This is a genomic window from Vibrio sp. B172a (assembly GCF_030248355.1).
Taxonomy (GTDB): Bacteria; Pseudomonadota; Gammaproteobacteria; order Enterobacterales; family Vibrionaceae; genus Vibrio; species Vibrio owensii.
The window spans coordinates 387,445-399,069 of record NZ_JAHGAC010000007.1 but is presented as its reverse complement, the minus strand read 5'-3'; the positions used below and the strand labels follow the sequence as shown (position 1 = coordinate 399,069).

At 46.1% G+C, this 11,625-nt stretch carries 14 protein-coding genes; 13 read left to right on the top strand and 1 reads right to left on the bottom strand.

Features of this window, described 5'->3' with window-relative positions; translation table 11 throughout:
- The 13 genes from KIT90_RS09840 to KIT90_RS09780 all read left to right on the top strand — a co-directional run.
- The coding region (locus KIT90_RS09840) for a chemotaxis protein CheW (protein ID WP_285376473.1) at nucleotides 1-908 on the top strand (908 nt) is incomplete at its 5' end.
- 36 nt (nucleotides 909-944) lie between these two features.
- Nucleotides 945-1,439 (top strand): chemotaxis protein CheW, encoded by a 495-nt coding sequence (locus tag KIT90_RS09835; RefSeq protein ID WP_005438733.1) that lies wholly within the window; start codon nucleotides 945-947, stop codon nucleotides 1,437-1,439.
- Between the two features lie 14 nt (nucleotides 1,440-1,453).
- Nucleotides 1,454-1,945, top strand: a complete 492-nt coding sequence (locus tag KIT90_RS09830; protein ID WP_005438735.1) for a DUF2802 domain-containing protein — start codon at nucleotides 1,454-1,456, stop codon at nucleotides 1,943-1,945.
- Nucleotides 1,946-2,143: 198 nt separating this feature from the next.
- Nucleotides 2,144-2,761 carry a cytochrome c biogenesis heme-transporting ATPase CcmA gene (gene ccmA / locus KIT90_RS09825; protein ID WP_020197085.1) on the top strand — a complete coding sequence of 206 codons (618 nt, stop codon included), beginning with the start codon at nucleotides 2,144-2,146 and terminating at the stop codon, nucleotides 2,759-2,761.
- Between the two features lies 1 nt (nucleotide 2,762).
- Complete coding sequence (gene ccmB, locus KIT90_RS09820) at nucleotides 2,763-3,431, top strand: heme exporter protein CcmB (protein WP_005438746.1); 669 nt, start codon at nucleotides 2,763-2,765, stop codon at nucleotides 3,429-3,431.
- 108 nt (nucleotides 3,432-3,539) lie between these two features.
- The gene (locus KIT90_RS09815) at nucleotides 3,540-4,283 is read left to right on the top strand and encodes a heme ABC transporter permease (protein ID WP_009707361.1); all 744 of its coding nucleotides are present in this window, start codon (nucleotides 3,540-3,542) and stop codon (nucleotides 4,281-4,283) included.
- Between the two features lie 11 nt (nucleotides 4,284-4,294).
- Nucleotides 4,295-4,501, top strand: coding sequence for a heme exporter protein CcmD (gene ccmD, locus KIT90_RS09810; RefSeq protein ID WP_005433154.1), 207 nt, complete (start codon nucleotides 4,295-4,297; stop codon nucleotides 4,499-4,501).
- The gene (gene ccmE / locus KIT90_RS09805) at nucleotides 4,498-4,983 is read left to right on the top strand and encodes a cytochrome c maturation protein CcmE (RefSeq protein WP_005433109.1); all 486 of its coding nucleotides are present in this window, start codon (nucleotides 4,498-4,500) and stop codon (nucleotides 4,981-4,983) included. Before ccmD ends, ccmE begins: the two co-directional genes overlap by 4 nt.
- The gene (locus KIT90_RS09800; RefSeq protein ID WP_039842472.1) at nucleotides 4,980-6,962 is read left to right on the top strand and encodes a heme lyase CcmF/NrfE family subunit; all 1,983 of its coding nucleotides are present in this window, start codon (nucleotides 4,980-4,982) and stop codon (nucleotides 6,960-6,962) included. The genes ccmE and KIT90_RS09800 overlap by 4 nt, the downstream gene beginning before the upstream one ends.
- 3 nt (nucleotides 6,963-6,965) lie before the next feature.
- A complete protein-coding gene (locus tag KIT90_RS09795) occupies nucleotides 6,966-7,520 on the top strand; it encodes a DsbE family thiol:disulfide interchange protein (RefSeq protein ID WP_005438756.1) in 555 nt (184 codons plus the stop codon).
- Complete coding sequence (locus KIT90_RS09790) at nucleotides 7,517-8,002, top strand: cytochrome c-type biogenesis protein (RefSeq protein WP_285376471.1); 486 nt, start codon at nucleotides 7,517-7,519, stop codon at nucleotides 8,000-8,002. The genes KIT90_RS09795 and KIT90_RS09790 overlap by 4 nt, the downstream gene beginning before the upstream one ends.
- Nucleotides 8,002-9,219, top strand: a complete 1,218-nt coding sequence (gene ccmI, locus KIT90_RS09785) for a c-type cytochrome biogenesis protein CcmI (protein WP_285376470.1) — start codon at nucleotides 8,002-8,004, stop codon at nucleotides 9,217-9,219. Before KIT90_RS09790 ends, ccmI begins: the two co-directional genes overlap by 1 nt.
- 198 nt (nucleotides 9,220-9,417) lie before the next feature.
- The gene (locus KIT90_RS09780) at nucleotides 9,418-10,197 is read left to right on the top strand and encodes a VacJ family lipoprotein (protein WP_009707358.1); all 780 of its coding nucleotides are present in this window, start codon (nucleotides 9,418-9,420) and stop codon (nucleotides 10,195-10,197) included.
- Nucleotides 10,198-10,290: 93 nt separating this feature from the next.
- Here the strand turns inward: KIT90_RS09780 and KIT90_RS09775 are convergent, their stop codons facing one another.
- Entirely contained in the window at nucleotides 10,291-11,571 is a 1,281-nt protein-coding gene (locus tag KIT90_RS09775; RefSeq protein WP_285376469.1) for an outer membrane protein transport protein, read from the bottom strand.
- Nucleotides 11,572-11,625: the final 54 nt, after the last annotated feature.

Below are 11,625 nucleotides of genomic sequence, written 5' to 3'. Positions count from 1 at the left end.
CAGAGCCAGAGCCAGAGCCAAAACTACAGCTGCAATACGCAGAACCGGAGTCGTATCAATACAGTGATTCGTACTCGCCAGAATTAGAAGCGCCTAATCTGGAAGACGTTCAGCGATTGCTTAGCCAACTTGAGTCCACCAACGTGGTGGCAGAGTTGGATATCGATGACATTCTGGAACAAAACACCATTGATATTGCGATTGAAGCAAAAGCAATGGAGACAGAAGTTGAAGTCGAAACAGCGGTGGAAACCGTTGAAGAAATTCAAGAGTGGGTGATCGACGAAGAGCCGGCACCGACTGTTGAGGTTGAACAACCTGAGCCAGTTTGGGAGCAACCAGAAATTGAAATGGTTGAACCCACAGTTGATGTTGAAGTGGAGATTGAACAGCACACAGAGACAGAACTGGAAACCGAGGCGGGTGCAAAGTTACCCAATACTTGGGAGAGCACGCAGCGTAGCGCTGACTTTCAAGTGCTTTACTTTGATGTAAATGGTGTGACTTTTGCGGTGCCGCTTGATGAGTTAGGTGGTATTCACCGCATCACAGAGCTGAACCATTTGATTGGTCGCCCTGCATGGTACCTAGGTTTACAAACCAGTCGTGAGCAACAATTTGATGTCGTCGACACTGCAAAGTGGGTGATGGCAGATAAGCTTCGCGACGAAAACTACAAAGATAACTACCAATACGTCGTCATGCTTGGTGAAAGCATGTGGGGGTTGGCCAGTAACCAATTGATGGGTACTGAAACGCTCAATATCGACAAAGTCCGTTGGCGTGAACAAGCGGGCAAACGCCCTTGGCTAGCGGGCATGGTGAAAGAAAAAATGTGTGCTTTAATTCATGTCCAAGCACTTATAGACATGCTAAACGCGGGTTTAGATGTAAAATCACTGAATTAGATTTTTGGTCGGGAACGACATTAACGAGGATTAACTATGTCTCAAGCTTTTGAAGTAGAAGTGAAGAAAGATACATCGAACGACGAAGTTCTTCAGTGGGTGACGTTCCAACTAGAAGAAGAAACGTACGGCATTAACGTAATGCAAGTTCGTGAAGTTCTTCGCTACACAGAAATCGCTCCAGTTCCAGGTGCGCCAGATTACGTGCTAGGTATTATCAACCTACGTGGCAACGTTGTAACTGTTATCGATACACGTTCACGTTTTGGCCTAATGGAAGGCGAAGTAACAGACAACACGCGTATCATCGTGATTGAGTCTGAGCGTCAAGTTATCGGTATTCTAGTAGACAGCGTTGCTGAAGTGGTTTACCTACGTTCTTCTGAGATCGATACAACACCTTCTGTAGGCACTGACGAAAGCGCGAAGTTCATCCAAGGCGTAAGCAACCGTGACGGTAAACTGCTTATCCTTGTTGATTTGAACAAGCTGCTAACTGATGACGAATGGGATGAGATGGCTCACCTATAATTGGCTGATGAATCATGGCTGAAGAAACCTTGCTATCTTTGCCGCTCATATTGGGTGGCCTAGCGTTTGTATTCTTAGTACTGCTTTTGCTTCAACTGCGCGTGCGTGCGGGTTTGCAAAAGCAGATGGATCAGCAACGTGCACAGTCACGCCATGCTGACAAAGAAACACAAAAACTAAACAAGCAACTGTTGGAAGTGCGTTCAGTGGTGGTAGGCCTAGGTCAAAAAGTGACTGAACAACAAGATGTGATTCAACATCTTAATGAACGCATTCGTGAACTTGAACACGCAGATACAGACGGACGTTTGTACAGCCGCGCTTCGAAAATGGTTCAACTTGGTGCCGACATCAATGAGTTGATTGAAGAGTGTGAATTGCCAAAAGCAGAAGCAGAATTGATGCTTTCGCTGCAGAAAAAACTGGCAGGGAAAGAGAAAATCCCACCGCTAAGCAGTCAACCCTCTGATGACCCGACTTATCCACCCCGTGGAAGGCGTCGATAAAGATTAAAAAAGAAGCTTCGGCTTCTTTTTTTATTTTTAAAATAAAAACTTATAATCACTTATGGTTATTTTTATCAAAATGTGACTATAAGTTAACAAAAACTCACGAACTTACATACATCATCGCTTTCTTATCCTGTTTTGTCACAACTAAGCTGTGCTAATATAGCGGCTCGTTCATTTTTTAGTTGAAGCCCTATGTTAGAAGTCTCTAACCTAACTGCGATCCGTGATGACAGGGTCCTGTTTGAAAACCTGCAATTCGAAATCAAGCCTGGTGAATTGGTCCAGATTGAAGGACGCAACGGCACAGGCAAAACCACATTGCTGCGTATCGTTACAGGGTTAGGGGACAGAGAAGAAGGCACCATTAAATGGAAAGGCGAAGAGGTTGAAAAATCTCGTGACGTTTTCCATCAAGACCTTCTGTTCTTAGGGCATCAAACTGGCGTTAAACGCGAACTTACCGCGTTTGAAAACCTGCGCTTTTACCAATCTATCCATAATAATCGCTCCTCCGATGAAGAAATCTTTGCTGCTTTAGCCCAAGTAGGGCTTGCGGGTCGAGAAGATGTGCCTGTAGCACAGCTTTCTGCTGGCCAACAGCGTCGTGTGGCGTTGGCAAGGCTTTGGTTAAGCAACCAAATCCTATGGATTCTGGACGAACCTTTAACTGCAATCGACAAACAAGGCGTGAAAGTGCTAGAGGCACTGTTTGTTAGCCATGCTGACAATGGCGGCATCGTCGTGCTAACCACGCACCAAGATATGTTTGCAGACAGCCCGAAACTTAGAAAAATAAAACTGGGTGATTGATATGATTTCGGCCATGACAACCATTATTCGCCGCGAGCTTCTGATCGCATTTCGTCGTCAAGCGGACATTTTGAACCCATTGTGGTTCTTCATCATTGTGATCACACTTTTCCCTCTTAGCATCGGTCCTGAGCCTAATTTGTTAGCACGTATTGCAGCTGGCATTGTTTGGGTTGCTGCTCTGCTGTCCGCCTTATTATCATTAGAGCGTCTATTCCGTGATGATTTTCAAGACGGCGCACTAGAGCAAATGATGCTAATGCCAATTCCATTGCAACTTGTTGTGATTTCTAAGGTCATAGCTCACTGGTTGCTAACGGGATTGCCTCTGATTTTAATCAGCCCATTGTTGGCAATTCTGCTTTCTCTTGATTTCAACACTTGGCTGTCTGTCGTACTGACTCTAGTGATTGGTACGCCGACGTTGAGTTTTATCGGTGCCATTGGTGTGGCACTGACGGTTGGGTTGCAAAAAGGCGGCGTTCTTTTGAGTTTGCTCATTCTTCCGCTCTACATCCCAATTCTGATTTTCGCTACGTCCGCGATTGATGCTGCAGCACTAGGTATGGCGTATAACGGACAACTGGCGATTTTAGGCGCAATGTTGATGGGGGCTGTCACCCTCACACCGTTTGCTATCAGCGCAGCACTGCGAGTTAGTGTTAACTAACTCAATAAATGCGATTTAAGCGACGTTTGATCAAAGAATTATTATTAAAGCACTGCTACGGTCTCGGCCCTCTGGACAGTGTCCCTGAAGTAAGAGTGAGAACTTAACATGTGGAAATGGCTACATCCTTATGCCAAGCCTGAAGCAGCTTATCACCTGAGTGGTAAGTTCCTACCTTGGTTTTCTGTATTGGCCCTCGTATGCCTAACAGTTGGTACTGTCTGGGGCCTTGCATTTGCGCCTTCTGATTACCAACAAGGTGACAGTTTCCGAATTATCTACATCCATGTACCTTCGGCTATTTGGTCGATGGGTGTTTACATGTCGATGGCCATTGCCGCGTTTATCGGCTTGGTTTGGCAAGTGCGCCTGTCTGACATGGCAGCACTGGCTATGGCGCCGATCGGTGCTGTATTCACCTTTATTGCTCTACTAACGGGTGCCGTTTGGGGCAAACCTATGTGGGGTACTTGGTGGGTATGGGATGCACGTCTTACTTCCGAATTAATTCTTCTATTCTTGTACCTTGGTGTTATTGCACTTTACCACGCATTTGATGACCAAAAGACCGCCGCAAAAGCCGCAGGTATTTTGGCTATCGTCGGTGTGGTGAACCTACCAATTATCCACTTCTCAGTTGAGTGGTGGAACACGCTTCACCAAGGCGCGACTATCACCAAATTTGAAAAACCATCGATCTCATCCAACATGCTTTGGCCTTTGTTGCTGAACATTTTTGGTTTTGCGTTCTTCTTTGGCGCGGTAACGATGGTGCGCTTCCGTAACGAAATTATCAGCAAAGAGAGTCATCGCCCTTGGGTGCAAAAACTCGCAGCTGAAAAAACTCAGTGAGGTAATTGATTATGCATTTTGATTCTCTGAGCGAACTATTTGCCATGGGTGGCTACGCAGGTTACGTATGGAGCGCGTTTGGTATTACTTTCTTATCTATGCTCATTCTTTTGATTTCGAGTATCCGCCGTGGGGATGCGTTGTTAAAAGAAGTGAAAGCGAAAATTGATCGTCAAGCGCGTATCGACGCGGCGAAGAATATGGAGAACACGTTATGAACCCGAGACGTAAAAAGAGGCTAGGCATTGTTTTAGCGATCTTTATCGGTATTAGTGCAACCATCGGTTTGATGCTTTACGCACTGAACCAAAACATGGATCTATTCTACACGCCGACGGAATTGGTAAACGGTAAGCCAGACGGCACAAAGCCTGAGGTAGGCCAGCGTCTACGTATCGGTGGTATGGTTGTTGAAGGTTCGGTTCGCCGTGACCCTGAATCATTAAAAGTAAGCTTTGATCTGCACGATGTGGGCCCTAAAGTAACCATCGTTTATGAAGGTATCCTTCCTGACTTGTTCCGTGAAGGTCAAGGTATCGTTGCTCAAGGTGTTCTTGAAGACGCAACAACCGTAAAAGCTTTTGAAGTGTTGGCAAAACACGATGAAGAATACATGCCACCTGAGATTGCAGAAGCGATGAAGAAGACTCATGAGCCTTTGCAGTACACAACTGAACAAAAACAAGGAAGCGGCCAATGATTGCTGAAATCGGTCACTTTGCCCTCATACTCTCGCTAGCAATGGCATTGTTGCTCAGCGTATTGCCGCTATGGGGTGCATCAAACAACAACACGATGCTGATGAACACAGCACGACCGCTTTCGTGGTCGATGTTCATCATGCTATTTTTCTCTTTCGTTATTCTGTGTTGGGGTTTCTACACCAACGACTTTACGTTGCAATACGTAGCAAGTAACTCAAACAGCCAATTGCCTTGGTACTACCGTCTGACTGCGGTTTGGGGTGCGCACGAAGGTTCATTATTGCTTTGGGTACTTATCCAAGCAGCATGGACAGTGGCGGTTGCTACTTTCAGTCGTGGCATGCCACAAGAATCGGTTGCACGTGTACTTGCGGTAATGGGCATGATCTCAGTGGGCTTCCTACTGTTTATCATCCTGACTTCAAATCCATTCCTACGCACGTTGCCGTTCTTCCCGGTAGATGGTCGTGACTTGAACCCTCTTCTTCAAGACCCAGGTTTGATCGTTCACCCACCTATGCTTTACATGGGTTACGTAGGCTTCTCGGTTGCGTTCTCGTTTGCAATTGCGTCTTTGATGACTGGTCGTCTTGATACCGCTTGGGCTCGTTGGTCTCGTCCTTGGACAACCGCAGCTTGGGTATTCCTAACGCTAGGTATCGCGCTAGGCTCTTGGTGGGCTTACTACGAACTTGGCTGGGGTGGCTGGTGGTTCTGGGATCCAGTAGAAAACGCATCATTCATGCCTTGGCTAGCGGGTACTGCGTTGATGCACTCTCTAGCGGTAACCGAAAAACGCGGTACATTTAAAGCTTGGACAGTACTACTGGCGATCTCGGCATTCTCACTAAGTTTGTTGGGTACCTTCTTAGTTCGTTCCGGTATCTTGGTTTCGGTTCATGCATTCGCGTCTGATCCGTCACGCGGTATGTTTATTCTAGGTTTCCTAGTCTTCGTAATCGGTGGCTCACTCCTGCTATTCGCAGTGAAAGGGGCAGCGGTTCGTGTACGTGGTAATTTTGACTTGGTGTCGCGTGAAAACGCGCTGCTTGCAAACAACGTGCTTCTAATTGCTGCGCTAGTCGTAGTATTGGTTGGTACCTTGTTGCCATTGGTTCACAAGCAAATTGGTCTTGGTTCAGTATCTATCGGTGCACCATTCTTCGACATGCTGTTCGCATGGCTGATGATGCCGTTCGCTTTCCTATTGGGTATTGGCCCTATGATTCGTTGGAAGCGCGACAATCTATCTAAGCTTATTAAGCCAATGATTGTTTCTGGTGTGCTTGCTTTCACACTAGGTGCAGTGTGCGTATTCCTGTTCGCAGACTTCTTCTCAGCGATGGCTTACATCGGTTGGGTAATGGCAATCTGGATCATCGCAATGCATGGTTTTGAGTTGTACGAGCGTGCTACTCACCGTCACAGCTTTGGCGAAGGTGTTCGTAAACTTCAACGTAGCCACTGGGCAATGATGCTTGGTCACATCGGTCTAGCCGTTACTGTGATTGGTATTGCGATGGTGCAAAACTACAGCATCGAACGTGACGTGCGTTTGGCGCCAGGTGAGCACTTCAAGATTTACGGTTACGATTTCTACTTCTCAGGTCTACGTGACAAAGATGGTCCAAACTACGATGGTTACATCGCGGACTTTGAAATCACCAATGACGGTAAGTACGTGAACACGCTACACGCTGAAAAACGTTTCTACCGCACGGCGAAGTCAATGATGACAGAAGCGGCTATCGACCGTGGTATCACTCGCGACTTATACATCGCAATGGGTGAGCGTCTAGACGATAACCGTTCTTGGGCAGTACGTATTTACTACAAACCATTCGTTCGTTGGATCTGGGCTGGTTCATTGATCATGTCTTTAGGTGGTGCGCTTGCTATTTCTGATAGACGTTACCGCTTCCGCAAAACGGCTAAGAAAGACGAAAAGTCAAAGCTAGCGGAGAAGGAGGCATAAGAAATGAATAAGAAAGTCCTATTTATCCCGTTAGTGGCGTTCATGGTACTGGCGGGTATCTTCGCAACTCAGTTGGTTCGTAACCAAGAGGGTGATGATCCAACAAAATTGGAATCAGTACTGGTTGGTAAAGCTGTACCTGAGTTCCATCTGGAAGATTTGGCTGAGCCGGGCAAGCAATACGATCAATCGATCTTCAAAGGTGAGCCTCTGCTACTTAACGTTTGGGCGACTTGGTGTCCGACTTGTTACGCTGAACATAAGTACCTCAATGAGCTTGCAGGGAAAGGTGTGAAGATCATCGGCATGAACTACAAAGATGATCGCAATAAAGCGGTAGGTTGGCTGAACGATTTGGGTAACCCATACCTGATCAGCTTGTTTGATGGTAGCGGCATGCTAGGTCTAGACCTTGGTGTGTACGGTGCACCAGAGACATTTATCATCGATGCAAACGGTGTGATCCGTTACCGTCATGTTGGTGATGTAAACCCTCGCAACTGGGCGGAAAAACTAGAGCCGCTTTACACCAAGTTGGTTGAGGAGGCGAAGCAATGAGAAAGTTTATCTTAGCGGCATTGGCTGCAATGACATTCTCTCTTGCTGCCCACGCAGCGATTGAAGTGTATGAGTTTGATAACCTAGAGCAAGAGCAGCAGTTCAAAGAGCTAGGCCATACTCTGCGTTGTCCAAAATGTCAGAACAACACTATTTCAGATTCGAATGCAGAATTGGCTCAAGACCTACGCCACAAGGTGTACGAAATGACCAAAGAAGGTAAGTCGAAGGATGAGATCGTAGACTACATGATTGCTCGTTACGGTAACTTCGTAACTTACAATCCTCCGTTTACCTTTGCGACTGCAATTTTGTGGCTAGGCCCACTAGCAGTGGTATTAGGCGGCTTTGGTTTGATCGTGCTACGTAGCCGTAAATCCAAAGCAAAAGCAGCTCAAGCAAGCAATGAGCAATGGGACGAAGAGAAAGAAGCGCGTCTCAAATCATTACTTGATGAAGAGAACAACGGAGATAAGAAATAATGACACTATTTTGGGTTTCAACCGTTGTTCTTACGCTTGTGGCATGTGCATTGATTGCATTGCCACTGCTAAAGCAAAAAGCCAACAACGATGAAGTGTTACGTGATGAGCTAAACAAGGCGTTCTATAAAGACCGTCTATCTGAGCTTGCTGAAGAAACAGACGAAGGTCTGGTGGAAAGCGAAGACGATCTGATTTCGGATCTAAAGCAGTCACTACTAGACGATATTCCGGGTGATAAAGCGCAAAAAGAAACCAAAGTTTCTCCTATTGCAGTCTTAATCCCATCAGTCATTCTGACAGTAGTTTTAAGCTACGGTTTGTACTACAAATTTGGTGCATCTCAAGATGTGATCAAGTGGCAAGAAGTTAACGAGAACCTGCCAGAGCTTTCTAAAAAGCTAATGTCTGCGTCATCTGAACCTTTGAGTGAAGATGAAATGGCTGACCTATCTTTAGCACTGCGTACTCGTCTGCATTACCAGCCTGAAGATTCAACGGGGTGGTTGCTACTAGGTCGTATTGCTTTGGCTAACCGTGACGTGACGACTTCTATTGATGCGATGGAAAAAGCGTACAAGCTAGAGCCAAAAGACCCAGATGTTCAACTTGGTTATGCACAGGCACTGATGCTTTCTCAAGACGAGATGGATCAAGCAACGGCTCGTTCTCTGCTTGGTAAACTGATGCAGCAGGATTACGTTGATCTACGTGTATTCTCGCTACTAGCGTTTGATGCATTTGAGCGTCAAGACTTCCCGGCGGCAATCAAATACTGGGGTATCATGCAGCAAATGATTGGTCCAGAAGACAGCCGCTACGAAATGTTAGGCCGCAGTATCGAAAGCGCGCGCAAGCAAATGGGCGAAGCGGTTTCTCCAGACAAGAGTGTGGCGGTGACGATTAACGTTGCGCCAGAAGCTCAGTTGGATCCAAACGCGGTATTGATCGTTTCAATCCACCGTGCAGACGGTTCTCCGATGCCAGTTGCAGCAGCTCGCTACCCATTAGGTACATTCCCTCGTACAGTGGTACTGGATGATGGTAATGCGATGATGGACGGACAGAAGCTTTCTTCTCTAGAGAAGCTGATGGTTCGCGTTCGTGTCGACTCTGATGGCAACGTGGCGACTCGCGACCAAGATTGGCACGGTGAGAGCGCCGTGGTTTATTTCGGTCAGCCAGTTGAAGTGATGATCGATAAGCAGTATCAATAAGCATAATCGTCTCTGATATTTGACACTTAGTGATTGCCATCTCTGTTTTGTGGTATGACTAGCAACTATCGAGTAGAATGAAAAAGGCCAGCGATTGCTGGCCTTTATTTATATACCCAAGTGACTTTTCTTTCGGTGCTTTCCGTACTTATATCAAAAGGTTGCTTAGGTATATTAATAGTCGTTATGGAACGAAGAATGTATAACAAGGGTAAATCCATCTTCTTGTTACTGTTCGCAGTTGGACTGGTTGGCTGTTCAAGTGCGCCCGAGGAGGCAGTAACTGAAGAAAACGAAACTAATCAAACGACTTCTGATGCTTATGATCCATTAGAAGGCTTCAACCGCGCAATGTGGGACATCAACTACGATTACTTAGACCCGTATTTGGTTCGTCCGATCTCTCTTGCGTACGTTGACTACACACCAGTGCCGGTTCGTTCTGGTATTGCTAACTTCTTAGCAAACTTAGATGAGCCAGCAAGTGTGGTAAACAACCTTGTTATGGGTAATGGCACTAAAGCCGTTGATCACTTTAACCGTTTTTGGATTAACTCCACGTTCGGTATTTTCGGTTTGTTCGATATTGCAACGGCCGCGGGTATTACTAAATACGACAACAAAGAATTCAGCAGCGTAGTCGGGCACTATGGCGTTGGTAACGGCCCATACTTTATGATTCCTGGTTATGGTCCATATACGCTACGTGAAGTGACAGATACGGTAGATGGTATGTATGTACCCTTGTCTTACCTTAACTTCTGGGCTGGTCTTGGTAAGTGGGCACTAGAGGGCATGGAGAAACGTGCGCTATTGGTTCCACAAGAAGCACAGCTTGAAGCATCTCCAGATCCATATGTTCTAACGCGTGATGTCTACTTACAGCGTCAAGATTTCAAAGCGGAAATCAACAATGTTGATGAAGTGGATGAAGACGAAGAAGCATACTTGGACGAGTACTTAGAAGAAGACTTCTAATCGCTTCAGCAAATAGCAAAATAAAAAGGCTTGGTTCTCACCAAGCCTTTCTTTTTATCGGTAACTTTCTTTTATCGAGAAATAGCGTTCAGATTAGAACGTGTAGTTCGCTTGAACACCGATTAGCCATACGTTACCAGTTACTTCACCTTCGAATGCGCCACCGAAAGCAACTGCTTCCTTATCAGATGCATCACGAGGTTCGCTGATTGGCGCATCTTTAGCAAAGATGTAAGTGAAGCCAGCGTCTAGCGTTAGGTTTTTAGACCATTCGTAACCTGCACCAACACTCAGCCATAGACGATCAGTTTCTGGAATAGTCGTTGTACGGTACTTGTCATCAACTGCTGACATGTCATAGGCAACGCCAGAGCGCAGTGTCCATTTTTGGTCAAGCTTGTAAGTAGTACCTACAGCAAAGCGGTAGTTATCTTCCCAGTTTTCCGATTTGATTAGGTTTGATGCTTCACCTGGGAAGTCTGCAACAAGCTCTTTAAAGCTGCTCCAATCAGTCCAGTTAATGCTCGCGTGAACTGCTAGTTGGTCATTTAGTTGGTGGAAGCTTGCCAGTTCCGCTGTTGCTGGCAATGTTAAGTCCATTGAGCCTGCTTTTTTAGCATATGGCTTTGTTAAGTTGAATGCCATGCCATTTGCATGACCTTCAAGTGTTAGATCTACCGCTGATTTATATGCAAAACCAATGCGGTTGTTATCATTGATTTGCCATGCCGTACCCACTTGCCAACCCCAAGCTGTATCATCACCTTCCATGTATTTAAGTGGAAGACCTGCTAACTGCTTCATCTGTGGAGGCATAACCGCGCCAATGCTGCCGTCTGCGATGATGTAACGAATACCACCACCAATGCTTAGTGCTTCATTCAGTTTGTAAGCCGCGTTCAGGTTTGCTTCCATTGACGTTACGCTTGCTTCGTTACCAAAGTTAGCGGCCGCGAAATCTTTACCTAGATCCGTTTCCATACCGTAGTTAGTACCAAATGCTAGACCAATAGCAAACTTGTCGTTGTACTGATGAGATAGGTAGAAGTTTGGAATGATGGCATCGTGTGCAAAATCGTGAGAGCTCGCATTATGTGGGCCATCAATGTAAGTCGTTGTACCATCAACATCTACATTTGGGTTTACGTAAATAGCGCCAACAGACACTTGTGTGCCTTCTAGGTAAGTTAGCATTGCTGGGTTACGCCATTGTGCACTTGCGTTATCAGCCATTGCTGCTTCACCAGCGTATGCACGACCTAGACCTGTCGCAGAGTATTCTGCAAGTTGGAAACCTGCTGCGTTTGCAACGCCTGAAGTACTAAGTAGGCCGAATGCCACTGCTGTTGATAGGAGAGTCTTGTTGGTTTTCATTGTAATGTTCGCTGAGTTATTTATAACGTGGAGCGAAAGTTTACGACTGGAGTT

Excerpts from the sequence above, each read along its gene's own strand:
- KIT90_RS09835 (WP_005438733.1), top strand. The coding sequence starts at position 945 with ATGTCTCAAGCTTTTGAAGTAGAAGTGAAGAAAGATACATCGAACGAC.
- KIT90_RS09830 (WP_005438735.1), top strand. The coding sequence starts at position 1,454 with ATGGCTGAAGAAACCTTGCTATCTTTGCCGCTCATATTGGGTGGCCTA.
- ccmA (WP_020197085.1), top strand. The coding sequence starts at position 2,144 with ATGTTAGAAGTCTCTAACCTAACTGCGATCCGTGATGACAGGGTCCTG.
- ccmB (WP_005438746.1), top strand. The coding sequence starts at position 2,763 with ATGATTTCGGCCATGACAACCATTATTCGCCGCGAGCTTCTGATCGCA.
- KIT90_RS09815 (WP_009707361.1), top strand. The coding sequence starts at position 3,540 with ATGTGGAAATGGCTACATCCTTATGCCAAGCCTGAAGCAGCTTATCAC.
- ccmD (WP_005433154.1), top strand. The coding sequence starts at position 4,295 with ATGCATTTTGATTCTCTGAGCGAACTATTTGCCATGGGTGGCTACGCA.
- ccmE (WP_005433109.1), top strand. The coding sequence starts at position 4,498 with ATGAACCCGAGACGTAAAAAGAGGCTAGGCATTGTTTTAGCGATCTTT.
- KIT90_RS09800 (WP_039842472.1), top strand. The coding sequence starts at position 4,980 with ATGATTGCTGAAATCGGTCACTTTGCCCTCATACTCTCGCTAGCAATG.
- KIT90_RS09795 (WP_005438756.1), top strand. The coding sequence starts at position 6,966 with ATGAATAAGAAAGTCCTATTTATCCCGTTAGTGGCGTTCATGGTACTG.
- KIT90_RS09790 (WP_285376471.1), top strand. The coding sequence starts at position 7,517 with ATGAGAAAGTTTATCTTAGCGGCATTGGCTGCAATGACATTCTCTCTT.
- ccmI (WP_285376470.1), top strand. The coding sequence starts at position 8,002 with ATGACACTATTTTGGGTTTCAACCGTTGTTCTTACGCTTGTGGCATGT.
- KIT90_RS09780 (WP_009707358.1), top strand. The coding sequence starts at position 9,418 with ATGTATAACAAGGGTAAATCCATCTTCTTGTTACTGTTCGCAGTTGGA.
- KIT90_RS09775 (WP_285376469.1), bottom strand. The coding sequence starts at position 11,571 with ATGAAAACCAACAAGACTCTCCTATCAACAGCAGTGGCATTCGGCCTA.